This is a genomic window from Paracoccus luteus (assembly GCF_004522155.1).
GTDB classification, from domain to species: domain Bacteria; phylum Pseudomonadota; class Alphaproteobacteria; order Rhodobacterales; family Rhodobacteraceae; genus Paracoccus; species Paracoccus luteus.
Map to the genome: position 1 here is coordinate 1 of NZ_SDEA01000004.1, position 23,274 is coordinate 23,274.

General features: G+C 70.0%; 24 protein-coding genes. 11 read left to right on the plus strand and 13 right to left on the minus strand.

From position 1 onward, the window contains the following. The 8 genes from EPA64_RS06645 to EPA64_RS06680 form a co-directional block, all read left to right on the plus strand. The coding region (locus tag EPA64_RS06645) for a c-type cytochrome (protein WP_425467018.1) at nucleotides 1–378 on the plus strand (378 nt) is incomplete at its 5' end. Beyond that, the gene (locus EPA64_RS06650; RefSeq protein WP_134725512.1) at nucleotides 375–1,556 is read left to right on the plus strand and encodes a cytochrome D1 domain-containing protein; all 1,182 of its coding nucleotides are present in this window, start codon (nucleotides 375–377) and stop codon (nucleotides 1,554–1,556) included. The genes EPA64_RS06645 and EPA64_RS06650, both read left to right, overlap by 4 nt. Continuing rightward, the gene (gene ahbB, locus EPA64_RS06655) at nucleotides 1,553–2,539 is read left to right on the plus strand and encodes a siroheme decarboxylase subunit beta (protein ID WP_134725513.1); all 987 of its coding nucleotides are present in this window, start codon (nucleotides 1,553–1,555) and stop codon (nucleotides 2,537–2,539) included. The genes EPA64_RS06650 and ahbB (EPA64_RS06655) overlap by 4 nt, the downstream gene beginning before the upstream one ends. Beyond that, nucleotides 2,536–3,018 (plus strand): Lrp/AsnC family transcriptional regulator, encoded by a 483-nt coding sequence (locus tag EPA64_RS06660; RefSeq protein ID WP_134725514.1) that lies wholly within the window; start codon nucleotides 2,536–2,538, stop codon nucleotides 3,016–3,018. Before ahbB (EPA64_RS06655) ends, EPA64_RS06660 begins: the two co-directional genes overlap by 4 nt. Then, entirely contained in the window at nucleotides 3,015–3,527 is a 513-nt protein-coding gene (gene ahbB / locus EPA64_RS06665; RefSeq protein ID WP_134725515.1) for a siroheme decarboxylase subunit beta, read from the plus strand. The genes EPA64_RS06660 and ahbB (EPA64_RS06665) overlap by 4 nt, the downstream gene beginning before the upstream one ends. Nucleotides 3,528–3,538: 11 nt before the next feature. After that, nucleotides 3,539–4,762, plus strand: a complete 1,224-nt coding sequence (gene nirJ, locus EPA64_RS06670; protein WP_134725516.1) for a heme d1 biosynthesis radical SAM protein NirJ — start codon at nucleotides 3,539–3,541, stop codon at nucleotides 4,760–4,762. An 18-nt stretch (nucleotides 4,763–4,780) separates the two neighbouring features. Beyond that, nucleotides 4,781–6,355 carry a nitrite reductase gene (locus EPA64_RS06675; protein ID WP_134725517.1) on the plus strand — a complete coding sequence of 525 codons (1,575 nt, stop codon included), beginning with the start codon at nucleotides 4,781–4,783 and terminating at the stop codon, nucleotides 6,353–6,355. Then, entirely contained in the window at nucleotides 6,339–6,578 is a 240-nt protein-coding gene (locus tag EPA64_RS06680) for a hypothetical protein (protein ID WP_246026652.1), read from the plus strand. Before EPA64_RS06675 ends, EPA64_RS06680 begins: the two co-directional genes overlap by 17 nt. A 2-nt stretch (nucleotides 6,579–6,580) precedes the next feature. On the opposite strand, the gene EPA64_RS06685 is transcribed toward EPA64_RS06680, so the two are convergent. The 7 genes from EPA64_RS06685 to EPA64_RS06715 all read right to left on the minus strand — a co-directional run bounded on the left by EPA64_RS06685 (nucleotide 6,581) and on the right by EPA64_RS06715 (nucleotide 12,121). Beyond that, entirely contained in the window at nucleotides 6,581–7,045 is a 465-nt protein-coding gene (locus EPA64_RS06685; RefSeq protein ID WP_167626611.1) for an MmcB family DNA repair protein, read from the minus strand. 384 nt (nucleotides 7,046–7,429) lie between these two features. Continuing rightward, entirely contained in the window at nucleotides 7,430–8,356 is a 927-nt protein-coding gene (locus EPA64_RS06690; RefSeq protein ID WP_134725519.1) for a DUF481 domain-containing protein, read from the minus strand. A gap of 339 nt (nucleotides 8,357–8,695) precedes the next feature. After that, nucleotides 8,696–9,016, minus strand: a complete 321-nt coding sequence (locus EPA64_RS06695; protein ID WP_134725520.1) for a hypothetical protein — start codon at nucleotides 9,014–9,016, stop codon at nucleotides 8,696–8,698. A 75-nt stretch (nucleotides 9,017–9,091) separates the two neighbouring features. Next, nucleotides 9,092–9,607 carry a transcription antitermination factor NusB gene (gene nusB, locus EPA64_RS06700; RefSeq protein WP_134725521.1) on the minus strand — a complete coding sequence of 172 codons (516 nt, stop codon included), beginning with the start codon at nucleotides 9,605–9,607 and terminating at the stop codon, nucleotides 9,092–9,094. Continuing rightward, nucleotides 9,604–10,164: a 6,7-dimethyl-8-ribityllumazine synthase gene (locus EPA64_RS06705; protein ID WP_134725522.1), complete on the minus strand. Its 561-nt coding sequence runs from the start codon at nucleotides 10,162–10,164 to the stop codon at nucleotides 9,604–9,606. Before EPA64_RS06705 ends, nusB begins: the two co-directional genes overlap by 4 nt. Before the next feature lie 6 nt (nucleotides 10,165–10,170). Continuing rightward, a complete protein-coding gene (ribB, locus tag EPA64_RS06710; RefSeq protein ID WP_134725523.1) occupies nucleotides 10,171–11,289 on the minus strand; it encodes a 3,4-dihydroxy-2-butanone-4-phosphate synthase in 1,119 nt (372 codons plus the stop codon). A gap of 238 nt (nucleotides 11,290–11,527) precedes the next feature. Further along, on the minus strand, nucleotides 11,528–12,121 hold the full coding sequence (locus tag EPA64_RS06715) for a riboflavin synthase (protein ID WP_134725524.1): 594 nt from the start codon (nucleotides 12,119–12,121) through the stop codon (nucleotides 11,528–11,530). Between the two features lie 221 nt (nucleotides 12,122–12,342). Between EPA64_RS06715 and EPA64_RS06720 the strand changes: the two genes are divergently transcribed. From EPA64_RS06720 to EPA64_RS06730, 3 genes are all read left to right on the plus strand, one after another. Further along, nucleotides 12,343–13,827, plus strand: coding sequence for a capsule biosynthesis protein (locus tag EPA64_RS06720; protein ID WP_342773355.1), 1,485 nt, complete (start codon nucleotides 12,343–12,345; stop codon nucleotides 13,825–13,827). A 167-nt stretch (nucleotides 13,828–13,994) separates the two neighbouring features. After that, a complete protein-coding gene (locus EPA64_RS06725; protein ID WP_134725747.1) occupies nucleotides 13,995–15,092 on the plus strand; it encodes a polysaccharide biosynthesis/export family protein in 1,098 nt (365 codons plus the stop codon). Between the two features lie 4 nt (nucleotides 15,093–15,096). Next, nucleotides 15,097–17,097, plus strand: coding sequence for a capsular polysaccharide biosynthesis protein (locus tag EPA64_RS06730; protein ID WP_134725525.1), 2,001 nt, complete (start codon nucleotides 15,097–15,099; stop codon nucleotides 17,095–17,097). A gap of 66 nt (nucleotides 17,098–17,163) precedes the next feature. Here the strand turns inward: EPA64_RS06730 and ribD are convergent, their stop codons facing one another. The 6 genes from ribD to rpoD form a co-directional block, all read right to left on the minus strand. After that, nucleotides 17,164–18,141 carry a bifunctional diaminohydroxyphosphoribosylaminopyrimidine deaminase/5-amino-6-(5-phosphoribosylamino)uracil reductase RibD gene (gene ribD / locus EPA64_RS06735; protein WP_134725748.1) on the minus strand — a complete coding sequence of 326 codons (978 nt, stop codon included), beginning with the start codon at nucleotides 18,139–18,141 and terminating at the stop codon, nucleotides 17,164–17,166. A 32-nt stretch (nucleotides 18,142–18,173) separates the two neighbouring features. Continuing rightward, nucleotides 18,174–18,638: a transcriptional regulator NrdR gene (gene nrdR, locus EPA64_RS06740; RefSeq protein WP_134725526.1), complete on the minus strand. Its 465-nt coding sequence runs from the start codon at nucleotides 18,636–18,638 to the stop codon at nucleotides 18,174–18,176. Between the two features lie 131 nt (nucleotides 18,639–18,769). Continuing rightward, entirely contained in the window at nucleotides 18,770–19,108 is a 339-nt protein-coding gene (locus tag EPA64_RS06745; RefSeq protein WP_134725527.1) for a hypothetical protein, read from the minus strand. 50 nt (nucleotides 19,109–19,158) lie between these two features. Then, nucleotides 19,159–20,550: a DNA recombination protein RmuC gene (locus tag EPA64_RS06750; RefSeq protein WP_134725528.1), complete on the minus strand. Its 1,392-nt coding sequence runs from the start codon at nucleotides 20,548–20,550 to the stop codon at nucleotides 19,159–19,161. 115 nt (nucleotides 20,551–20,665) lie between these two features. Then, nucleotides 20,666–21,082, minus strand: a complete 417-nt coding sequence (locus tag EPA64_RS06755) for a BLUF domain-containing protein (RefSeq protein WP_134725529.1) — start codon at nucleotides 21,080–21,082, stop codon at nucleotides 20,666–20,668. An 89-nt stretch (nucleotides 21,083–21,171) separates the two neighbouring features. Continuing rightward, nucleotides 21,172–23,163, minus strand: a complete 1,992-nt coding sequence (rpoD, locus tag EPA64_RS06760) for an RNA polymerase sigma factor RpoD (protein WP_134725530.1) — start codon at nucleotides 23,161–23,163, stop codon at nucleotides 21,172–21,174. Between the last annotated feature and the right edge of the window lie 111 nt (nucleotides 23,164–23,274).

The window sequence follows — 23,274 nt, forward strand, 5'->3', positions numbered from 1 at the left end:
CCGCCGCCGCACGGGCGCCGCAGTTGCGGGTGGTGGGGCATGGCTGACGGCGGGCTGGTGGCGCTGGCCTGCGGCGCGGCCGCGGCCGCCGCCCTGCTGGCGGCGCCGATCCCGCAGGCGCGCGTCGCCGAACTGGAACACATGGTCGTGCAGGACTGCGGGTCATGCCACGGGCTGACGATGAAAGGGGGCCTGGGCAAGCCCCTGACCCCGCAGGCGCTGGACGGCGCCGACCCCGAGGGGCTGGCCGCGATCATCCTGGACGGCGTGCCGGGCACCGCCATGCCGCCGTGGCGGCCGCTGATCTCGGAGCCCGAGGCGCTGTGGATCGCCAACCGGCTGCTGACCGGCGGACCGATGGAAGGAACGACCGAATGATCCGTGCGACACTGACCGCGCTGGCCCTGATCCTGCCGCTGGCGGCCGCCGCGCAGCAACCCGCAGGCGCCAAGCCCGCGGGCGAATTGCGCGCAACCGGCGATCTGGGCGTGGTGATCGAGCGGGCGACCGGGTCGGTGCTGGTCGTGGACCGGTCCGAACGCGCCGCCCTGTGCCGGGTCGAGGGTCTGGGCGATCTGTCCCACGCCTCGCTGACCTTTTCGCCCGACGAACGTTTCGCCTATGTCTTCGGCCGCGACGGCGGGCTGTCCAAGGTCGACATCCTGACCTGCACGCTGGAAAACCGCGTCATCCAGGCGGGGAACGCCATCGGCGGGGCGATTTCCGACGACGGCCGGCTGGTCGCTGTGTCGAACTATGAGCCGGGCGGGGTCAAGGTTTTTGATGCCGACACGCTGGCGCAGGTCGCCGACATTCCGATGGGGTCAAAGACCGTGGGCCTTGCCGACGCGCCCGGTTCGCGGTTCGTCGTGGCCACCTGGGACACCGGCGAGGTCTGGGTGCTGGACCACGCGGCCGACCCCGCCAATCCGCAGATCACCCGGATCGAGGGGGTGGGCGCCAACCCCTATGACGCGCTGATCACGCCGGACGGGCGGACCTATATCGTGGGCCTTTTCGGCGAAAAGGGGCTGACCACCATCGACCTGTGGGCCGACCCGCCCGAGGTGCGCCGCATCCTGCCCGACTATGGCAAGAACGAACCCGACCTGCCGGTCTACAAGATGCCGCATCTGCAGGGATGGACACTGGCCGGGGCGACCTATGCCCTGCCCGCCGTCGGGCTGCATCAGGTGCTGTGGGCCGACGCCGCGAGCGGCGAGGAAACCGGCCGCACCGAGGTCGCGGGCCAGCCCATCTTCGTCACCGCCCGCCCCGACGGGCGCGAGCTGTGGGTGAACTTCGCCACCCCCGACAACGGCACGGTGCAGGTGATCGACGCCGTGACCCGCGAGGTGAAACAGACGCTGCAACCGGGCAAGGGCATCCTGCACATGGAGTTCACGCCCCGCGGGCGCGAGGTCTGGCTGTCGGCCCGCGACGACGACAAAATCGTGATCCACGACGCCCGCACCTATGAAAAGCTGGGCGAGATCGCGGCGCGGGCCCCGTCCGGCATCTTCTTTACCGCGCGCGCGCATCGGGGCGGGCTGTGAACGCGCTGTCCCCGGCCTGTCCCGACACCCGCCTGCTGGACGGGTTCCAGCGCGACCTGCCGCTGGTGCCGCGCCCCTTTGCGGCGATGGGCGCGGCGCTGGATCTGACGGAATCCGAGGTGATCGCCCGGCTGGCCGCCGCGCAGGCCGACGGGCGGATCACCCGCGTCGGCGCGACCTGCCGGCCCAACACCGCCGGCGCGTCCACGCTTGCCGCGCTGGCGATCCCCGAGGCCCGCATCGACGAGGTCGCCGCCATCGTGGGCGCCGAGCCGGGCGTCAACCATTCCTATCTGCGCGAGGACGACTGGAACCTGTGGTTCGTGGCGACCGCGCCCGACCCCGCCGCGCTGGACGCGTCGCTGGCGCGGATCGGGGCGGACACGGGCCTGCGCGTCCTGTCGCTGCCGCTGTTGCGCCCGTTCAACATCGACCTGGGCTTTCCGCTGACCGGCCCGCGCACGGCGCTGGGGCTGGACCGCGCCGCCGACCTGGACGTGCTGCGCGACGACGACCGCCCGCTGATGCAGGCGCTGTCGGCCGGGCTGGCGCTGGTGCCGCGGCCCTTTGCCGTGCTGGCCGCCGACCTGAACCGGACCGAGGGCGACATCATCGCCCGCATCGGCGCGCTGGCCCGCGCGCGGCTGCTGACCCGCGTCGGCGTCATCGTGCGCCACCGCGCGCTGGGCTGGGCGGCCAATGCGATGGTGGTCTGGCGCCTGCCCGAGGACGCGATCGAACCGGCGGGCCGGGCGCTGGCGCAGGTGCCGGGCGTCACGCTGTGCTATCAGCGCCGCACCGTGCCCGGCGTCTGGGACTGGCCGCTGTTCTGCATGGTCCACGCCCGCTCGCGCCCCGAGGCGGCCGAGGTCATCACCCGCGCCCGCGCGCTGCTGGAACTGGCGGGCGCGGACCACAAGATCCTGTTCTCGACCCGCTGCTTCAAGCAGACCGGGGCCCGCATCGTGAAGGAACGCGCATGACCCGACCGACCCGCGCCGTGCTGCCCGACGGCACGCTGGACGACACCGACCGCGCCATCCTGAACGCCCTGCAAGAGGGGTTTCCCCTGACCCCGCGGCCCTTTGACGACGCTGCCCAGGGGCTGGGCATCGCCGGCGACCAGCTGATCGCCCGCCTGGCCCGGCTGCGGGAACTGGGCGCGATCACCCGCTTTGGCCCGTTCTTCGACGCGGCCGCGATGGGGGGGGCGTTCTGCCTGTGCGCGATGGCCGTGCCCGCGCAGGATTTCGATGCCGTCCTGACAAAGGTCAATGCCCACCCCGAGGTCGCGCATAACTATGAACGCACGCACGAGTTGAACATGTGGTTCGTGCTGGCGACCGACACGCCCGCGGGCATCGGCCGCACCGCACGCGCGATCGAGGCCGAGACGGGGTTGAAGGTGATGCAGTTTCCCAAGCTGGAAGAATTCTTCATCGGGTTCCGGGTCCACGCATGAGGGTGCAGGCGCAGCCTGAACCGTCTGCGGGGCTTGACCCGGTGGACCGCAGCCTGGTCGCCGCGACCCAGGCCGGGCTGCCGCTGGTGCCGCGCCCCTATGCGACCATCGCAAGCTGGCTGCACCTGACCGAGGAAGAGGTGATCGCCCGCTTGGGGTCACTGCAGGACCGGGGCATCGTCCGGCGCATCGCCATCGCGCCCAACCACTATGCGCTGGGCATGACCGCCAACGGGATGAGCGTCTGGGACGTGGTCGACGACCGCGCCAGCGGCCTGGGCGCGCGGATCGGCGCCCTGCCCTTTGTCACCCACTGCTATCTGCGGCCGCGCGCGCGCCCGGTCTGGCCCTATAACCTGTTCGCCATGCTGCACGGGTCCAACCGCGATCAGGTCGAGGCGCAGCGCGCCGAGGTCGCCGCGATCCTCGGCGACGCCTGCGCGGCCTCTGACATCCTCTATTCCACGCGCATCCTGAAAAAGACCGGGCTGCGCCTGCGCGACGACTGAAAGGGCCAAAGATGTTCCGTCTGACCCAGTATATGCACCAGTTGGTCGAGCCGACCCCCGTCCGCCGCCGCGGCACGCCGGGGTCCGTCAAGCCGGTGGTGATCTGGAACCTGACGCGGACCTGCAACCTGAAATGCCGCCACTGCTATACGGTGTCGTCCGACAACGTGTTTCCGGGCGAGCTGACGCACGATCAGGCGATGGGCGTGCTGGACGATTTGTCGGCGTTCCGCATCCCGGCGCTGATCCTGTCGGGGGGCGAGCCGCTGAGCCGCTTTGATTTCTGGGAACTGGCCGAACGCGCGCGGGCGCTGGATTTCCGGCATCTGTCGCTGTCCACCAACGGCACCAAGCTGGGCGAGCCGGGCGTGGCCGACCGCGTGGCGGCTTTGGGCTTTGACTATGTCGGCATCAGCCTTGACGGGATCGGGGCCACGAACGACTGGTTCCGGGGGGTCGAGGGCGCGTTCGACAACGCGCTGGCGGGCGTCAGGGCCTGCAAGGCGCGCGGCGTCAAGGTCGGGCTGCGCTTTACCATCACCCGCGACAATGCCCATCAGCTGCCCGCGATGCTGGATTTGTGCGACAGCGAAGGGGTGGACAAGTTCTATCTGTCGCATCTGGTCTATGCCGGGCGCGGCGACAAGCACCGGGGCGAGGATCAGGAACACGCCCACACCCGCGCCGCGATGGACCTGCTGATCGAACGCGGCTGGGACGCGGTCGCGAACGGCCGTCCGTTCGAGATCGTGACCGGCAACAACGATGCGGACGCGGTCTGGTTCATGCGCTGGGCGGAACGCAACTTCGACGCCGGCCGGGTGGCGGCGATGCGCGAGCATCTGGTGGCGTGGGGCGGCAACTCGTCCGGCCTCGGCGTCGCCAACATCGATCCCCAGGGCAAGGTCCATCCCGACACCTATTGGTCGGATTACACGATCGGCAGCGTCAAGGAAAAGCCGTTCAGCCAGTGGTGGACCGGGGACGACGCGATGCTGGCCACGCTGCGCACCCGGCCGCGTCCGCTGAAAGGGCGCTGCGGCGCCTGCGCGTTCCGCGAGGTCTGCGGCGGCAACACCCGCATCCGCGCGCTGCAACTGACCGGCGACCCGTGGGCCGAGGATCCCGCCTGCTATATGACCAACGCCGAGATCGGGGTCGAGGATGATCGCGACCGCCTGACCGTGACGCCGTTCCGGGGCAAAAGCCGCGATCCGGCGCACCAGTTCTTTTGACGGGCGGCGGCAGGATTGATGAAAGATGAACGAGGTGCGGCCGTGACCGGACGGATATTCCTGGCGCAGGTCGCCGCGCTGGCCTTGGCCCTGCCGGCCATTGCGCACGCCGACGCGGCCGCCGATTTCGCCACCCATTGCGCAAGCTGCCACGCCGAGGACCGGCTGGGCGGCACCGGGCCGGCGCTGATCCCGGAAACGCTGGGGCGGGTCAAGGGGCTGGACGAGGTGATCGCACACGGCCGTCCGGCGACGCAGATGGCGGGCTTTTCGGAAGAGCTGTCGCCCGACCGGATCGCCGCGCTGGTCGATTTCATCAAGGCCCCGGTCGCCGAGATCCCGCACTGGGACGCCGCCCAGATCGAGGCCAGCCGCGAGATGCTGGCCGATTACACCCCCGCCGCGGCCCCGGTGTTCAAGGCCGACCCCATGAACATCACGCTGGTCGTGGAAACCGGCGACCACCACGTCAGCGTGCTGGACGGCGACAGCTTTGACGTGCTGGACCGTTTCGCCACGCCCTATGCCGTCCACGGCGGGCCGAAGTTCAGCCCCGACGGCCGCTATGTCTTCATCATGTCGCGCGATGGCTGGGTGCAGAAATACGACATCTGGTCGCTGAAGGAAGTCGGCCGCGTCCGCGCCGGCCTGAACAGCCGCAACATCGCCATGAGCCATGACGGCCAGTGGCTGGCCGTCGCCAACTATCTGCCGCAGACGCTGACGATCCTGTCCACCCGGACGCTGGAACCCGTCCGCGTCATCGACGTGGCGGCGAAGGACGGCACCCCCAGCCGGGTCAGCGCCGTCTATCAGGCGCCCGAGCGGAAAAGCTTCATCCTCGCCCTGAAGGACGCGCCCGAGATCTGGGAGGTGGCGACCGATCCCGAGGCCGGGCCCTATTACGACGGCTATGTCCACAGCTACGAAAAGGATGCCGTCGAAGCCTTCGGCGCCCAGGAAGGGCTGTTCGCCCGCCGCCGCATCCGCACCGAAGAACCGCTGGACGATTTCTTCTTCGATCCCGGCTACAAGAACCTGATCGGCACCAACCGCGAGGGCACCAAGGGCGTGGTCATCAACCTGACCAGCGGCGGCAAGGTGGCCGAACTGCCGCTGCCGGGGATGCCGCATCTGGGGTCCGGGATCACCTGGGACAGGAACGGCCACAAGGTCATGGCGACCCCGCACCTGAACGAGGGCGTGCTGTCCGTCATCGACATGACCGACTGGTCGCTGGTCAAGGCGATCAAGACGAACGGCCCCGGCTTTTTCCTGCGCAGCCACGAGACAAGCCCCCATGTCTGGGCCGACGTGTTCTTCGGCCCCCACAAGGACGAGGTGCATATCATCGACAAAGAGACGCTGGAGATCGTGAAGACCCTGAACCCCGCCCCCGGCAAGACGGTCGCGCACACCGAGTTCACCCGAGACGGCAGATACGCGCTGGTGTCGATATGGGAGGATGACGGCGCGGTCGTCGTCTATGACGCGCAAACGCTGGAAGAGATGCGGCGACTGCCGATGAGGAAGCCGTCGGGAAAATACAATGTCTGGAACAAGATCACGTTCTCCGATGGCACCAGCCACTGACCCCGGACGCTGGCCGGTTTGGAAACTGGCCCTGCTGCTGTATCCCTTCGCGGCGGCGGCGGTGGCGATCAACCTGTTCATGCTGGCGCTGATGGCGCGGGCGCTGGACTGGCCGAACCTGTCGCCGGAAATGGCGCTGCTGCTGTCGGTGGGCCTGGGCGTGCCTGCCGCCTGGGCCTGCGGCCGCTGGGTGCGCCGCTTGCTGGACGAGGCGGCGGAATAGGCTCAGGCGGCCTCGGTAAAGGCGGCGGGGTCGTTGACGCGCGCCAGCCGGCAGGCCGCCACCCGCGCCACGTCGCGCAGGACGCGCGACCGGCGCGCGGCGGCCAGCCTCGCCAGCGGCGCCATCCGGGCCAGTTCGGCGCCGTAAGGGTCGGCCACGAACAGCCCGCTGTCGTCGGGCAGCAGCTCGACCGGGAAATCGCAGTCGGTCGCCCAGAAGAAACGGTCGCAGAAATCCAGATAGCCCTGCCACTTGCGGTCGGCGGTGAAATCCGCGCGGCAGCTTTTGCATTCGACGATCCAGATCTCGCCCTGCGGCGTGACCGATATGACGTCCACCCGCAGCCCCGGCGCGGGCACGAACTCGGCCAGCGGCGCGTGCCCCAGCGCGATCAGATGCCGCGTGACGCCGCGCGCCAGCCGCTGGCCGGGCATCGCGGGCAAAAGGGGGTCGGTCGGCTGGTCCATGACGGCAAGTCCCTGAGGTGGCCGGTCCAGCATGAACGAACCGTAAACATCGCGCAAGGCCGGGCGAGGCCCTTGCGACCGGCAGACCCCCGCCTTATCTCGATCAGCGGCGGGTTTCTGCTCTTCTCGTGCGCGGCCATCTTTTCCACTGGCCTATAACTCTTCCGAGGGAGCCGGCTCTGACTGGACCCTGGTCCCGTTACCCGGCGCCCACCTGGATATCCAGGCTTTCGGGGAAACCTGTGCCGACACGGTCGCTGCGGTTCCCGCCACCCGACAAAGGCCGTCCTTGCACAGGGACGGCCTTTTTCCATGCCCGCACCATGCCAAAAGGGGCGGCCCGAAGACCGCCCCTTCCAGAGAGCCGCTGATCCGAGGGAAAGATCAGAAGCCGTACACCAGCGAGATGCCGACGGTGTTGTCGGTGCGGATCTCGCGGTCCGACACGTATTCGGTCTTGTAGGACACGCGGGTCGAGAACGCGTCGGTCATGCGGACGTTCAGGCCCAGTTCGTTCGTCGCCAGGTCGTTGGCGTCCGACGACAGGAAGTCGGTGTCGTTGGTCAGGAAGAACTGGTCGTTGAACTTGTGATAGAACCGCGACGACACGATATAGCCGATCGAGGTGTCCGAATCGACGGTATCGCCCACGATCGGCACGCCCGCGTCATCGATCGTGTCGATGGTCTGGGTATAGCGGATGCCGGCACCCGCCTGCACGCGCCACGCGGTCGTGTCGTTGTTGATGATCCGGTAACCCGGACCGAACGCCAGCAGCGCGTCACGCTTCAGCCGGCCGTCGCGGTCGGCATATTCCTCGGCGGTCAGCCCGTCGTAGTCGTTGGCCAACCCGTCGGTTGCCGCACGCCCCAGCGCAAAGGCATAGAAGCGGTCGTTGAAGTAGTAGTTGCCTTCGTAGATGACCGAGGTTTCTTCAGTGTCCGTGTCGCCGTCGTCATCTTCGCCATATTCCAGCAGGATGCCGACCGACTGCTGGAACTGGCCGACATTGTGCGACAGCCGGCCGGCCAGGCTGAAGTCCTGGTTCTCGGTGTTGCCGGTGCGGCCGGTATAGCTCAGCGCGACCGAACCGAAGGTGCCGGTGCGGCGGTCCGCCGGGCCAAAGCGGGCAGCGTCCTCGGACCGGGCAAAGTCGTCCATCACGTCGTCCTGAACGTCGTCCAGGCGTTCGTTGATCCCGGTGACGCCGGTCACGTTCGCACCCGCCGAGATTTCGGACTGGGCGAACGCTGCCGACCCGAGGATGGTGGCAAGGGCCGTTGCACCGGCCAGCAGGGAAATCTGTTTCATCATAGCCTCTCGATCCTGTGCGCGCCCGTTTGGGGTCACGCGGTCTTCTGTGAACAAGAAACTAGGCCGAAAGATGCCTTGTTTAAGGGCACGCTGCGCATCACGCCCGATCACGCGGTCGTGACTGAATGTGCGGGAACCTTGGCCGGGATGCTGTGCGAGGGTTGTTCGTGAACGCGGCGTGCCACCGTGGGGCCGGGAAAACGCGTTCAGTTCCGGCACCTAGCGGATGCGGAGAATACAGGGATAATGCGAAGGTTTCGGACTGTTTCAGCGCGCGCGCTCACGGCTTTGCCGGCAAGGGTGGTGACTCTGTTGCAGAAAAGCCGCACAACACACTCAGCGATTGCGCCCGCGTCCGTGCGGGACCGACGCCTTGGCCGCCGCCGGACGGCCCGTCGCCACCGGCGCGCGCAAGCCGCCGCCCGGCCTGCGGGGACGGTCGCCCATGCGCATCACCGCAATGGCGAACTGCACCCCCGCGAACACCAGCGCGTTGAACAGCAGCAGCAGCGCGGCGGCGATGAACCCGCCCTGCGTCGCCATGACCAGGTGGCGCAGATGCGCCACGTCCAGCGCGATCAGCGCCGTGGTGAAGACGACGGACAGCATCCCGCCGATGACGATGTTGCGGATATACAGACGGACAAGCTCGGGCATTGCAGCCTCCTGACGCGCCCGGCCAGTCTAGACGCGCGGGGGCGGCCTGTCACCTGCCGCGACAGCCGTCGCCGGTCAGAACGCCTCGGGGCGCGCCTCGCGGGCCATGTGGTCCAGCACGGCGTTGACGAACCGCGCCTCGCGCCCTTCGGGAAAGAACGCGTCGGCGACGGCCACGTATTCCGTGATCACCACCCGCGGCGGCGTGTCGGCGGACACGAGTTCCGACCCGGCCGCCCGGAACACCGCCCGCAGCACCGGGTCGATGCGCGCGATGGGCCATTTCGCCACCAGCGCGCGGTCGGTCATCTGGTCGATGCGCGCCTGCCGGTCCACCGCCCCGTCCAGAATGCGGGCGAACAGATCCTCGTCCGCCTCGGGCGAGGTGCCCTCGTCATAGTCCACGCCGATGCGCCAGTTGCGGAACTCCTTCAGGACGCGGTCGGCGGACTGGTTCGCGGCCTCCATCTGGAACAGCGCCTGCACGGCATAGACGCGGGCGGCCGCGCTGGCCGCGCGGCGCGCGTCGCGGCGGGCATCATTGCGGGCATCGTTGCGGGGGCGGCTTCCGCCCGGCGTCTGTCCGCTCATGCGCCGCCCGTCCCGTCCAGTTCGCCCGGCATGCGGATCACGTCGCGCGGCGCCTCGTCGCGGGCAAAGCCCACGGGGCGGCGCGTTCCGGCCCAGCGCCGGTTCAGCGCGATCAGGTGCAGCGCGGCGGCGGCGGCCCCGCCGCCCTTGTTCATCCCGGCGGGGTCCGCGCGCACGGCGGCCTGATCCATGTTTTCCACCGTCAGGATGCCGTTGCCGATGCACAGCCCCTGCAGCCCCAGCAGCGTCAACCCGCGCGAGCTGTCGTTGCAGACGGTGTCGTAATGCGTCGTCTCGCCCCGGATCACGCAGCCCAGCGCGACAAAGCCGTCATGATCGGCCAGCCGCCCGGCCATCGCGATGGCGGTGGGGATTTCCAGCGCGCCCGGCACCTCGACCAGATCGACCGTGGCACCGGCGTCGGCGGCCACCGCCCGCGCGCCCGCGACCAGCCCGTCGGCGATGGCGCGGTAATAGGGCGCGACGACGATCAGCAGCCGCACCGGGGCGTCGAACCGGGGCGTCGGCAGAATGGTGTGTTCGGTCAGCGCGGCCATGTCGGGTCAGTCCTGCGGGATGGGACGGGTGGAATGGATCGAAAGCCCATAGCCGTCAAGCCCGACGACCCTCAGCGGCGCCGAGTTCGTCAGCAGGATCAGCTCGGACAGGCCCAGCGAGGACAGGATCTGCGCGCCCAGCCCATACTGGCGCAGCGTGTGGGGCGAATGTTCACCCGGCCGCGGCAGGATCGGCGACAGGTCGCGCAGCAGGACGACCGCGCCGCGCCCCTCGGCCGCGATCATCCGCATGGCGCCGGTCAGGTCGCCCGCGCCGTCGCGCTGGATCGCCAGCGCGTCGTGCAGCGGGTCCAGCGCGTGCATCCGCACCATGACCGGCCCGGGCGCTGTCAGGTCGCCCTTGGTCAGGACGATGTGTTCGGCGCCCTGCGTCTCGTCGGCGAATATCCGCATCATCCACTGGCCGCCGTGGGCCGAGGTGACGGGCATCTGGTCGCGTTCCGCGATCAGGTTGTCGTGGCGGCGGCGATAGGCGATCAGGTCGCTGATCGTGCCGATCTTCAGCCCGTGTTTCTGGGCAAAGGCGATCAGGTCCGGCAGCCGGGCCATCGTCCCGTCCTCGTTCATGATCTCGCAGATCACACCCGCGGGGTTCAGCCCGGCCAGCCGCGCCACGTCCACCGCGGCCTCGGTATGGCCCGCGCGCACCAGCACGCCGCCGTCGCGGGCGCGCAGGGGGAACACGTGGCCCGGCGTTGCGATGTCGGCCGCGCCGCGGGTCGGGTCGATGGCGACGCTGATGGTGCGGGCGCGGTCATGGGCGCTGATGCCGGTGGTCACGCCCTCGCGCGCCTCGATCGACATGGTGAACGCCGTCTCGTGGCGGCTGGAGTTCTTGGGCGACATCAGCTGCAGCCCCAGCGCGTCGATGCGCGCGGCGGGCATCGCCAGGCAGATCAGCCCGCGCCCGTGGGTCGCCATGAAGTTGACGGCGTCGGGCGTGGCCATCTGCGCGGGGATGACCAGGTCGCCCTCGTTCTCGCGGTCCTCGTGATCGACAAGGATGAACATGCGGCCGTTGCGCGCGTCCTCGATGATGTCCTCGATGCCCGAGATGGCGTCCGACCAGTCGCGTTCGACGGGTCCGGGCTGTTCATACTGCATGTGGCGTTCCTGCAAGGATGCTGTCCGCTGTCGGGCCGGATCTGCGGCCGGCGTTCACTGTCCCGCGTTCCCGCAGGGTCTGGCCGATCAGGTCGGAGGCCGGGGTGGGGCGCGCGGTCATGCCGTGGCCATACCCCAGCCGCGCCGCGGGTGAAAGATGCAACGCCGCCCTCATCCGCGCTGTCCGGGCCTGCGAACCGGGGCGCAGGCGCCGCCGCGCCGTCGGTCCGCTGCCCCCTCAGCCCGCCTCGGCCAGCCGCGCGACATAGCGGGCCAGCGTGTCGATTTCCAGGTTCACCGCGTCCCCGGTCCGGGCCGCGCCCCATGTCGTCGCCGCCTGCGTGTGCGGGATCAGGTTCACGCCGAAGCGGTCGCCCGCGACCTCGTTCACGGTCAGCGAGGTGCCGTTCAGCGCCACCGACCCCTTGGGTGCGATGAATCGCGCCAGATGCGCCGGCGCCTCGAACGTCAGGCGCAGGCTGCCGCCCTCGCGGTGCGCCTCGACGATGGTGGCGACGCCGTCCACGTGCCCCGACACGATGTGCCCGCCCAGCTCGTCGCCCACGCGCAGCGCGCGTTCCAGGTTGACGGGCTTGCCCTCGGCCCAGCCCGACGCGCCGATGTTGGTCTTGTCCAGCGTCTCGGCCGAGATGTCGACGTCGAACCAGTCGGCCCCCTTGTCCACCACCGTCAGGCAGATCCCGTCGCAGGCGATGGACGCGCCAAGGTCCACCCCGTCCATGTCATAGCCGCAGGCGATCCGCGCCCGCAGGTCGCCTTGCAGCGCGACGCGGGTGACGCGGCCGATGTCGGTGATGATGCCGGTGAACATGCCCGTCCTTCAAGGCTGGTGTGGCGTTGGCGCCACGATGCCTTGGCGAGCGGACGGGCGCAAGCGACTGCGGTCCGGCGCGACGGTGGCGGCCGCATGAGGCGTCACGGTTAACCCTGGGTTGGCCATGCGGCGAGAATACGCTTTCTATCGGGGCGGCAGCGTGTCATCCGGCGGGATGATTCCCGCCCGATGGCCAAGGCGGCGGGGTTGAGGCGCCGATGACCCGAGCCGACCGAATACCGCATGATACCACCCTGCCCGCCCGGCCGCCGGCCGCAGGCGGGCCGTCGGTCGCGGTCGAACCCGTTTCGGGGCGGCCCGGACCGGATGCGCCCGGCCGCGGCCAACCCGTGGACGTCGCCCCGACCGCGCGGCCGGGCACTGTTCCCGCAGCGCCGGGCGCAGCCATCGCCGACCTTCCGCCCGAACGGCGGGTCTTCCTGATGCTGCAGGGTCCGCACGGCCCGTTCTTCGATCGCCTGGGACGACTGATCCGGGCGGCAGGTGCGCAGGTCTGGCGCGTGGGGTTCAACGCCGGCGACGAATGGTTCTGGCGCGACCGCGCCCGGTTCATCCCCCACGACGGCCCGCCCGGCGACTGGCCCGCGCATCTGGACCGGCTGATCGACGAAAAGGGTGTCACCGACATCGTGCTGTATGGCGACGTGCGCCCGATCCACGCCGCCGCCCGCGCCGCCGCCGCCGCCCGCGGGCTGATGCTGCACGTGTTCGAGGAAGGGTATCTGCGCCCCTACTGGATCACCTATGAACGCGGCGGATCGAACGGCCATTCGCCGCTGATGGACATCTCGCTGGATGCGATGCGCCGGATCATGCGCGACCACGGGACCGAGATCAGCCGCCCGCCGTCGCACTGGGGCGACATGCGGCAGCACAAGTTCTATGGCGCGCTGTATCACCTGATGGTGCTGGTGGCGAACCGCCGCTATCCGGGGTTCACCTCGCACCGCGACATCACCCTGGGGCGCGAGTTCCGGCTGAACTTCCGCCGCCTGATCCTGTCGCCCGCGCTGGCCCTGCGCCGCCGGCGGCAGGCCCGCGCGATCCAGGGCGGCGGGTTTCCGTTCGTGCTGGTGCTGATGCAGCTGGAACACGATTCCAGCTTTCTGGCCCATTCGCCCTATCGCACCATGTCCCAGTTCACCGACGAGGTGCTGGACGCCTTCGCGGCCGCCGCCCCGCGCCACCACCACATCGTCTTCAAGGCCCACCCGCTGGAAGACGGGCGCGGCCGCATCGCCGGCGCGATCCGCGCGCGCGCCCGCGCCCTTGGCATCGAAGGCCGGGTCCATCTGGTGCAGGGCGGCAAGCTGGCGCGGCTGCTGTCGCAGGCCCGCGCGGCGGTGACGATCAATTCGACCGCCGCCCAGCAGGCGCTGTGGCGCGGGCTGCCGGTCAAGGCGATGGGACGGTCGGTCTATGACAAGCCGGGGCTGGTCAGCGACCAGTCCCTGCCCGATTTCCTGCGCGATCCGCAGCGCCCCTCGGTCGCGCTTTACCGCGACTATCGCGACTATCTTCTGGATACATGCCAGGTGCCGGGCGGATTTTACGCGGCAAGATCGCGCGGCCACGCGCTGCGCCTGGTCGTCGACATGATGCTGGACCCCGACGATCCCTATCAGGCGCTGGCGGGCGGGCGTGCAGGGTTGCGACAGCAGATGGACCGCGGCGACCGATGACGGGGTAATGATGGAAATGACGTTTCGGACCCGATAGACTTTCCCGAAACACAAGAAAGCCGGCGGCGCAGATTCGCCCGCGACGATGGACAGGAGACCGGACCTTGGCAGACCTCACCCAACCCCGCGCCACGACGGCGCGGCCGCCTGCCCGGCGGGCGATCCGAATGCTGGCCATCGTGGCGCTTGCCGGACTGGCCGCCTGCGGCCTGCCGCGGTCCGGTCCCAACAAGAACGAGATCTACAAGGGCTCGGTTGACCGGGGCGGCAACACCAACGTCATCTATGTCAACGATCACGTGACCCGCACGGCCAATTTCGCGGCCAGCTATGGCTTTGGCGCGGATTTCATCGGCGCGGGCCAGGTCGGCGCGGACGAGATCCGGCCCGGCGACGTGCTGGGCCTGACGATCTGGGAAAACGTCGATGACGGGCTCCTCGCCTCGATGGGCAGTTCCAACACGCCGCTGACCGAACTGCAGGTGGACAGCGCCGGTTATATCTTCGTGCCCTATGCCGGCCGCATCCGCGCCGCAGGCAACAGCCCCGACGCGCTGCGCCAGATCATCACCACGCGGCTGGAAAGCCAGACCCCCGACCCGCAGGTCACCGTGACGCGCGTGGCGGGCGACGGCGCGACCGTGTCGGTCATGGGCAAGGTCAACGGACAGGGCGTGTTCCCGATCGAACGCCCCACGCGGTCGCTGTCCGCGATGCTGGCCCGCGCGGGCGGCGTGTCCATCGACCCCGAGATCGCCGTCGTCACGGTCAAGCGCGGGCGCAACACCGGCAAGGTCTGGCTGCGCGACCTTTACGCCAACCCCCGCAACGACGTGGCGCTGCGCCCCGGCGACGTCATCCTGGTCGAGGAGGACCAGCGCAGCTTTACCGCGCTGGGCGCGCTGGGCGGGCAGACCAAGGTTCCCCTGGGGTCCGAGGAGATCAACGCCATCGAGGCCATCGCGATGGTGGGCGGCCTCAGTTCCGGGCTGGCCGACCCGACCGGCGTGTTCGTCCTGCGCGACGAGCCGCAGTCCGTTGCGCGCAACGTTCTGGGCCGGGAGCTTTATGGCGACCAGCGCATGGCCTATGTGCTGGACCTGACCCGGCCCAACGGGCTGTTCCTGGCCCGCGACTTCATGATCCGCGACGGCGACACCGTCTATGTCACCGAGGCGCCTTATGTTCAGTGGCAAAAGACGCTGGGCGCGATCACCGGCGGCGCGGCCACGGCCAACTCGCTGAGCACGCTGGGCGGCGGCTGATGGCATGACCGCCGCCGGCAGCGCGGCCGACGCGCCCCTGCCCCGGCGGCTTTACGTCCTGAACGGCGGGTTCTGGGCCGGGCCGCGCATCCGCCGCATCCTGGCCCTGGCCGGCTGGCGGCTGACGCTGGGCCTGCCGGGGCCGGGCGACGCGGTCGGGGTCTGGGGCAACAGCCCCACCGCCTGGCGCGGGCGGGCCTTGGCGGCACGGCGCGGGGCGGGGCTGGTCACGGTCGAGGATGCGTTCCTGCGGTCCGTCCTGCCCGGACGCGACCGCACGCGCGTGGGCCGGCGCGGCCCGGTCGGCCTGCTGATCGACCCGCAGGGGCTGCATTTCGACCCCGCGCGGCCGTCGCTGCTGGAAACGCTGGCCGCCTCGGCCGAGGCGGCGGCCATGACCGGCGTGGCGGCGGCGGCCCTGGCGCGGCTGCGCGCGGCGGATCTGTCGAAATACACCGCCCATCGCGCGGGCGCCGCGGCGCCTGCGCCCGGCGCGGTGCTGGTGGTGGACCAGACCCGCGGCGACGCCTCGCTGATGGGGGCCGGGCGCGCGACCTTCCTGCGGATGCTGCAGGCAGCGCGGGATGAAAATCCCGGCGCGACCATCGTGGTCCGCAGCCATCCCGAAACTGCCGCCGGCCTGCGCGCCGGGCATCTGACGCCCGCCGATCTGCGCGGGGGCGAAATCTGGTCCGACGCCGCCGTCTCGCCCTGGCGGCTGGTGGCCGAGGCCGGCGCCGTCTACGCCGTCAGCTCGCAACTGGGATACGAGGCGCTGCTGGCCGGCCGCCGCACGCGGCTGTTCGGCCAGCCCTTTTATGCCGGCTGGGGCCTGACCGTGGACGAAACCCCGGTGCCGCGCCGGTGGGGCCGCGCCACGGTCGAGACGCTGTTCGCGGCAAGCCACCTGCTGGCGCCGGTCTGGTATGACCCCTGCCGCGACCAGCTGACCGATTTCGACGGCGCCCTGCGCCAGATCGAGGCGGAAGCGCGCGCCTTTGGCGAGGATCGCGACGGGCATCTGGCCTATGGCATGCGGCTGTGGAAGCGCCCGGCCATCGCGCGGGCGTTCGGCAGCGGGCGCGGGGTGCGGTTCACCGGCAAGCCTTCGGCGGCCGTGACGCTGGCCTGGGCCAATCGCGCCGACGCGGTGCCGCAGGCGATGCGGGTCGAGGACGGGTTTCTGCGCTCGCGCGGGCTGGGGGCGGCGCTGGTGCCGCCGCTGTCGCTGGTCGCAGACGACCTGGGCATCTATTACGACCCGACGCGGCCAAGCCAGCTTGAGGCGCTGATCGCCGCCGGGCCGCCGCCGGGCGGGCGCGACCGCGCGGTGGCGCTGATCGCGCGGCTGCGGGCGCAGGCGGTGACGAAATACAACCTGTCCGGCGCCCTGCCCCCGATCCCGGCGGACGGGCGGCGGGTGATCCTGGTTCCGGGGCAGGTCGAGGACGACGCCTCGATCCGGCTGGGCGCGGGGGCCGAGCGGACGAACCTTGCGCTGCTGGAACGGGTCCGCGCCGAGAACCCCGACGCGCTGATCGTCTGGAAACCGCACCCCGATGTCGAGGCCGGGCTGCGCCCCGGCGCGGTGGGCGACGTGGCAGGGCTGGCCGATGTGACCGCCACCCGCGCGCCGGCAGCCGCGCTGATCGACCGCGCGGATGAGGTCTGGACCATGACCTCGACCCTGGGGTTCGAGGCGCTGGTGCGGGCCACGCCGGTCACGACGCTGGGCGCGCCGTTCTATGCGGGCTGGGGGCTGACCCGCGACCTGGGGCCGATACCCGCGCGCCGGGTGGCGCGCCCGGACCTTGCGGCGCTGGTCCATGCGGCGCTGATCGCGTATCCGCGGTATGTCGATCCGGTCACCGGCCTGCCCTGTCCGGTGGAACTGGCGCTGGACCGGCTGGCCGATCCGGCGACGCAGGTCGCCACGATCCGGCTGCGCTGGCTGGCCAAGGCCCAGGGCGCGCTGGCGGGTCAAAGCTGGATCTGGCGGCGCTGAGCCGCGCCGCCGCATGAGTATTTGGGCCAAGAAGATGCGGGTCAGCGGCCCGGCAACTGCGGGTCGTCACAGGCGCACCCAGCGGTGGAACAGGTCGCCGGCGATGGGCCGCGTCTCGGCCAAGGCAAAGCGCGGGGCGTCGGCCAGCGCGGTCAGGTGCAGCGGCCCCACGGACGCGCGGCCGTCGGCCCCCAGTGCAAGCCCCGCCGTGTGGCCGACCAGCTCGTCCACCAGCCCCGCGGACAGCAGCGCCGCGGCAAGCTGCCCGCCGCCCTCGCAGAACACCCGCGTCAGCCCGCGCCGTCCCAGTTCCGCCAGCGCCTCCGGCAGGGGGCCGGGCAGGATCCACAGCGGCCCGTGGTCGGCGTCCTCGGGCGGCAGGGCAGGGATGTCGCCGTTGGCGATGACCACCCGCGCCGGCTGGCGCACGCTGCCCAGCCCGCGCACGTTCAGCGCCGGACGATCCGCGCGCGCCGTCCCGGCCCCGACCATCACCGCGTCATGCGTCAGCCGCAGCAGATGGACGTGCCGGCGCGCCGCCGGCCCGGTAATCCAGCGGCTTTCGCCGGCCGCCGTGGCGATCCGCCCGTCAAAGCTGGTCGCGAGCTTGAGCGTGACCATCGGCCGGCCCTGCGTGACCCGTGTCAGGAAGCCGCGCTGCAAGGCCGCCGCGCGCGTCGCGCGCAGCCCCTCGGTCACGGCGACGCCGGCGGCGCGCAGCATGGCGTGGCCCCGGCCCGCGACACGCGCATCGGGATCGGTCATCGCGCTGACCACGCGCGAGATCCCCGCGTCGATCAGCCCCTGCGCGCAGGGGGGCGTCCGGCCATGGTGGGCGCACGGTTCCAGCGTGACAAAGGCCGTGGCCCCGCGGGCTGCCGGTCCGGCCTGATCAAGCGCCATCCGTTCGGCATGCGGGCGCCCGCCGGGCATGGTCCAGCCGCGGCCGACGACACGGCCGTCGCGCACGATCACGCATCCGACCGCGGGGTTGGGCCAGACATTTCCCAAGCCCCGCCGCGCCAACACCAGCGCGTGGTCCATGTGGCGCAGGTCGTCCGCCACAGCCCCGGCGCTCAATCTTCAGTGCCGGCGGGGCGCAGTTCGGACACGAAGCCGTCGAAGTCGTCCGCCGTCTGGAAGTTCTTGTAGACGCTGGCGAACCGCACATAGGCCACGGTGTCGATCCGGGCCAGCGTCTCCATCACGATCTCTCCGATGACTTTGGATGAGATGTCGGTTTCGCCCATGCTCTCCAGCCGCCGCACGATGCCCGAGATCATCTGGTCGATGCGCTCGGGCTCGACCGGGCGTTTCTGCATGGCGATGCGGATCGAGCGGGCAAGCTTGTCACGCTCGAAATCCTCGCGCCGGCCGGACGACTTGATCACCACCAGATCGCGCAGCTGCACCCGTTCATAGGTGGTGAACCGCCCGCCGCACGCCGGGCAAAAGCGGCGGCGGCGGATGGCCACGTTATCCTCGGCCGGGCGCGAGTCCTTGACCTGGGTATCGACGTTTCCGCAGAACGGACAGCGCATGGGTTGTTCCCGCCCCCGATTGATCCACAGCCACTATACATCGCGCCGCGTCCTTGGGTAGCGGGCCTGTGCGGCCCCTATATGCGCTGTGGCCGGGCTGCTATACCCGGCGGGCAGCATGCCTTGCCTGCTCAGGACTGCAACCAGCCGTGCCAGTCGAAATCGCGCACCCGGTCCTGTTCGGCGCGCGCGCCCGCCTCGCCGCCAAAGCGGTCGACGATGTCCTGCGCGGGCAGCATCAGGAAACGCCCGGCGTTGTCCGGCGGGATGACGGTGGTCGTCGCGTCCGGCAGGCCGGTGCTGGCGAACCATTCGCTGAGCCGCCCCATTGCCTTGCCCACCGTGCGGGCGCTCGCGCCCTGCCCCACCAGCTCTGCCAGCTCGTCGTGCGTCAGGTGCAGCTTGCCGCCGTCCGCACGGCTGCGGACCAGCGCGACCAGCGCATGTTTCTGGAAATCGGTCAGTTTCATGGATGCCTCCGCTCTGGACACTCCAATGCCGAGAGGACGCGCGGGTTCCGTCACTCGGCGGCGGTCGCGTCGGCCGGGACGTCGGCGGGGGCATCGTCATGGGCCAGCGCGATCTGCCGCGTCGTGCGCGCGCCCAGCTCGCGCAGCATCTCGGCCTGGCGGATGACGTTGCCGGGGCCGCGCGACAACCGGCCCATCGCCGTGGCGTGGGCGCGGGCGGCGGCGTCCAGCGCGGCACCGGCCTCGTCCAGCGCGGCGACGACGCCCGCCAGCTTGTCGTAAATCGCGCCCGCGCGGGCCGCGATCTCGGCCGCGTTGCGGTCGCGCCGCTCGACCGTCCACAGATGTTCGACGGTCCGCAGCGCCAGCAGCAGGGTGGACGGCGTGGCCAGCCCCACCCGGCGTTCCAGCGCGAAGGCGGTCAGGGCGGGATCGGCGCGCAGCGCCTCGGCAAAGGCCGCCTCGACCGGCAGGAACATCAGGACATAATCGACCGTGCCCGCGTCCAGCGCCTGATAGCCGCGGCCCGACAGTTCCGTGACATGGGCGCGGACCGCCGCGACATGGCGGCGCAGGGCGGCGGCGCGGGTGTCGTCGTCCTCGGCCGCGCTGGCGTCGGCATAGGCGTTCAGCGAGCATTTGGCGTCGATCACCAGGGACCGGCCGCCGGGCATGTCGACCACAACGTCGGGCCGCCACAGCCTGCCATCAGCGTCGCGGGCGGCTGACTGGGTGCGAAAATGCTGTCCCGCCACAAGCCCGGCGGTTTCCAGAACCCGCGCCAGGATCATCTCGCCCCAGGCGCCCTGCCGCTGCTTGTCGCCTTTCAGCGCGCGGGTCAGCGCCACGGCGTCGCGGCCGATCTCTTCGGACCGGCGGGCGAGTCCCGCGATCTGTTCGCGCAGCGCCGCCTCGGCCGCGGCCCCGGCGCGCTGGCCGGCCTGCATTTCGTCCTGGAACCGGGCGACCTGATCGCGAAAGGGGGTCAGCAGCGCGCCCAGCCGGTCGGCATGGGCGCGTTCCAGATCGGCACCCTGACGGCGCAGGCTGTCGTCGGCCAGCTGCCGGAACTGGGCGGCCATGTCGTCGCGCAAATTTTGCAGCACCGCGGTCTCGCGCGCGGCCAGATCGGCGTCGCGGGCGGCGCTGAGCCGGGCGGCGTCGAGCGCGCGTTCGACGGCGCCCGCGTGCTGGCGGGACTGGTGCAGCGCGTCGCTCAGGCCGTCGCGCTCTTCGGCCAGCTCGGCAAGGCGCGTGGCCTGAGCGGCCAGCCGTTCGCGCGCGGCGGCCTGCTCGATGCGCAGCTGGTCCAGCCCCGCCCGCGCGCCGCCAAGGCGGCGACGCAGCGCGATGCCCCGCAGCATCAGGGCCAGCACCAGCGCCGCCAGACCCAAGGCCCACGCCTGCGCGGGCAGGAACGCGGCCAGTTCGCCCCCCGTCATGCGCCGGACCCTGCCGCAGCCTGCCTCGCCTGTCCCGATTTCACCGCAGCCTTCCCCGTTTTCGGCATTGTTCCTGATTTGGTCCGAAACCGCAACGCCCGCTGCAAGGGCGCTTTCAGCCCTCGGGCTGCCCGCTGCGTTCGCGCAGAAACGACAGGACGCCGGCGGCATAGGCGCGCCGGTCCCAGGGGGCGACCCCGTGATCGGCCAGCCATGCCAGGATCGAACGATCCGCGCGGGTGGAATAGCCCATGTCCCAGCCGTTGAACCGGCGTTCGGCCTGCTGGTCCCGCGAAAGCGTCGTCACCCCATAATGGCGCGGGTCGCGCATCAGGCGTCCCGCGATCAGGTCCAACGGTTCCAGCGGCCCCTCGAGCCACTGGAAGAAAAACCCGTCCTCGTGGTGCAGGAAGCCGGTCAGGTGCAGTTCGCCATTGATCCGCGCCGCCTGCGCCATCAGGTCGCGGGCGGCGTCGCTGTTGGGCGGCATCTCGCTTTCGCTGCGATACAGGAAGTGCGCCAGTTCCGTCATCCACACGTCCCACCAGCCCGACCGGGCGTTCGCACAGCTTTCCTGATGACCCGCGCCGCGGCGATTCCGCGACGCGGGGGACGGTCCCCTTACTGGTCGAGGAAACTGCGCAGCTTGCGCGAACGCGAGGGGTGCTTTAGCTTGCGCAGCGCCTTGGCTTCGATCTGGCGGATGCGTTCGCGGGTGACGCTGAACTGCTGGCCCACCTCTTCCAGCGTGTGATCGGTGTTCATGCCTATGCCGAAACGCATCCGCAGCACCCGTTCCTCGCGCGGGGTCAGCGACGACAGAACCCGCGTCGTGGTTTCCTTCAGGTTCTCCTGAATGGCCGAGTCCAGCGGCAGGACGGCGTTCTTGTCCTCGATGAAATCGCCAAGCTGGCTGTCCTCCTCGTCCCCGATGGGGGTTTCAAGGCTGATCGGCTCCTTGGCGATCTTCATCACCTTGCGAACCTTTTCCAGCGGCATCTGCAGCTTCTCGGCCAGCTCCTCGGGCGTCGGTTCCCGTCCGATCTCGTGCAGCATCTGGCGGCCGGTGCGGACCAGCTTGTTGATCGTCTCGATCATGTGGACCGGGATGCGGATGGTGCGCGCCTGATCCGCGATGCTGCGCGTGATCGCCTGCCGGATCCACCAGGTCGCATAGGTCGAGAACTTGTAGCCGCGGCGATACTCGAACTTGTCCACCGCCTTCATCAGGCCGATGTTGCCTTCCTGAATGAGATCAAGGAACTGCAGGCCGCGGTTCGTGTATTTCTTGGCGATGGAGATCACCAGCCGCAGGTTCGCCTCGACCATCTCCTTCTTGGCCTGACGCGCCTCTTTCTCGCCGCGCTGGACCTGGTTCACGATCCGGCGGAACTCCTCGATATCGACGCCGACGTGCTGGCCGACCATCGCCATCTCGCTGCGCAGGGTCTCGACCTGGGGGCGCGAGCGGTCGAACAGCGCCTGCCAGCCCCGGCCCTTGTTGCCGCCCATGCGGTCGACCCAGGTCGGGTCCAGTTCCGAACCGCGATAGGCGTCGATGAACTCGCGCCGATTGATCCGCGCGGCGTCGGCCAGCTTGACCATGCCGGAATCGATGGTGACGATACGGCGGTTGATGCCATAGATCTGGTCGACCAGCGCCTCGATGCGGTTGTTGTGCAGGTGCAGTTCGTTGACCAGCGCGACGATCTCGGACCGCAGCTTCTGATAGGCGGCCTCGTCGGTGGCCGAAAAGCTCGCGTCCTCGTTCAGCGTGGCCGACATGCGGTTGTCCTGCATGTGGGCCAGGTCTTCATAGTCGCGCGCGATCGCCTCCAGCGTTTCAAGAACGCGCGGCTTCAGGCTCGCCTCCATCGCGGCCAGCGACAGGTTCTGGCCGTCGTCGTCCTCGTCCTCGTCGCCGTCGCGGCGCAGGGGGTTCCCGTCCGCGTCAACCTCGTCGCCCTGCCAGCCGGGCTTTTCGGCGGCATCGGACGGGGCGGCGACGCCCAGCGGCAGGTCGACGGGCAGTTCGTCGTCCTCGTCCTCGCCCATGGCCCGGCCAAAGGTCGTTTCCAGGTCGATGACGTCGCGCAGCAGGATGTCTTCGTTCAACAGCTCCTGGCGCCACATGGTGATGGCCTTGAAGGTCAGCGGGCTTTCGCACAGGCCCGCGATCATCGTGTTGCGCCCGGCCTCGATCCGCTTGGCGATGGCGATCTCGCCCTCGCGCGACAACAGCTCGACGCTGCCCATCTCGCGCAGATACATCCGCACCGGGTCATCGGTGCGGTCCAGCTTCTCCGTCTCGGTGGTCGACACGGCGATTTCGCGGCTGGTGGAGGCGGGCACGATCTCGCCGCCGGTCTCGGGGCCTTCCTCGGCCTCGTCGTCCTCGATGACGTTGATGCCCATTTCGGACAGCATCGACATCACATCCTCGATCTGCTCGGACGAGACCTGTTCGGGCGGCAGGACGGTGTTCAGCTGGTCATAGGTGATATAGCCACGCTCGCGCGCGTCGGCGATCATGCGCTTGACCGCCGCCTGGCTCATGTCCAGCGAGGGGTCTTCATCCTTGGCGTCCGGCTTGTCGTCGTCGTCCTTGGCCATCGGGCTCGTCCTTCCAAAGATGATTCGCAGCACGGGTGATTCGCCGCGAATCAGGGCCGGTCTGACGGATGTTTTAGTGCAGGCGGCACCCGCGGTCAAAGCGCGGGGGCC

Excerpts from the sequence above, each read along its gene's own strand:
- EPA64_RS06750 (WP_134725528.1), bottom strand. The coding sequence starts at position 20,550 with ATGACGGGGGGCGAACTGGCCGCGTTCCTGCCCGCGCAGGCGTGGGCC.
- nrdR (WP_134725526.1), bottom strand. The coding sequence starts at position 18,638 with ATGCGCTGTCCGTTCTGCGGAAACGTCGATACCCAGGTCAAGGACTCG.
- EPA64_RS06715 (WP_134725524.1), bottom strand. The coding sequence starts at position 12,121 with ATGTTCACCGGCATCATCACCGACATCGGCCGCGTCACCCGCGTCGCG.
- ahbB (WP_134725515.1), top strand. The coding sequence starts at position 3,015 with ATGAGGGTGCAGGCGCAGCCTGAACCGTCTGCGGGGCTTGACCCGGTG.
- EPA64_RS06725 (WP_134725747.1), top strand. The coding sequence starts at position 13,995 with ATGCTGGCCATCGTGGCGCTTGCCGGACTGGCCGCCTGCGGCCTGCCG.
- ribB (WP_134725523.1), bottom strand. The coding sequence starts at position 11,289 with ATGCAGTATGAACAGCCCGGACCCGTCGAACGCGACTGGTCGGACGCC.
- EPA64_RS06685 (WP_167626611.1), bottom strand. The coding sequence starts at position 7,045 with ATGGACCAGCCGACCGACCCCCTTTTGCCCGCGATGCCCGGCCAGCGG.
- EPA64_RS06755 (WP_134725529.1), bottom strand. The coding sequence starts at position 21,082 with ATGACGGAACTGGCGCACTTCCTGTATCGCAGCGAAAGCGAGATGCCG.
- rpoD (WP_134725530.1), bottom strand. The coding sequence starts at position 23,163 with ATGGCCAAGGACGACGACGACAAGCCGGACGCCAAGGATGAAGACCCC.
- nusB (WP_134725521.1), bottom strand. The coding sequence starts at position 9,607 with ATGAGCGGACAGACGCCGGGCGGAAGCCGCCCCCGCAACGATGCCCGC.
- EPA64_RS06660 (WP_134725514.1), top strand. The coding sequence starts at position 2,536 with ATGACCCGACCGACCCGCGCCGTGCTGCCCGACGGCACGCTGGACGAC.
- ribD (WP_134725748.1), bottom strand. The coding sequence starts at position 18,141 with ATGGACCACGCGCTGGTGTTGGCGCGGCGGGGCTTGGGAAATGTCTGG.
- EPA64_RS06650 (WP_134725512.1), top strand. The coding sequence starts at position 375 with ATGATCCGTGCGACACTGACCGCGCTGGCCCTGATCCTGCCGCTGGCG.
- EPA64_RS06675 (WP_134725517.1), top strand. The coding sequence starts at position 4,781 with ATGAAAGATGAACGAGGTGCGGCCGTGACCGGACGGATATTCCTGGCG.
- EPA64_RS06730 (WP_134725525.1), top strand. The coding sequence starts at position 15,097 with ATGACCGCCGCCGGCAGCGCGGCCGACGCGCCCCTGCCCCGGCGGCTT.
- EPA64_RS06705 (WP_134725522.1), bottom strand. The coding sequence starts at position 10,164 with ATGGCCGCGCTGACCGAACACACCATTCTGCCGACGCCCCGGTTCGAC.
- EPA64_RS06745 (WP_134725527.1), bottom strand. The coding sequence starts at position 19,108 with ATGAAACTGACCGATTTCCAGAAACATGCGCTGGTCGCGCTGGTCCGC.
- EPA64_RS06695 (WP_134725520.1), bottom strand. The coding sequence starts at position 9,016 with ATGCCCGAGCTTGTCCGTCTGTATATCCGCAACATCGTCATCGGCGGG.
- EPA64_RS06690 (WP_134725519.1), bottom strand. The coding sequence starts at position 8,356 with ATGAAACAGATTTCCCTGCTGGCCGGTGCAACGGCCCTTGCCACCATC.
- EPA64_RS06680 (WP_246026652.1), top strand. The coding sequence starts at position 6,339 with ATGGCACCAGCCACTGACCCCGGACGCTGGCCGGTTTGGAAACTGGCC.
- nirJ (WP_134725516.1), top strand. The coding sequence starts at position 3,539 with ATGTTCCGTCTGACCCAGTATATGCACCAGTTGGTCGAGCCGACCCCC.
- EPA64_RS06720 (WP_342773355.1), top strand. The coding sequence starts at position 12,343 with ATGACCCGAGCCGACCGAATACCGCATGATACCACCCTGCCCGCCCGG.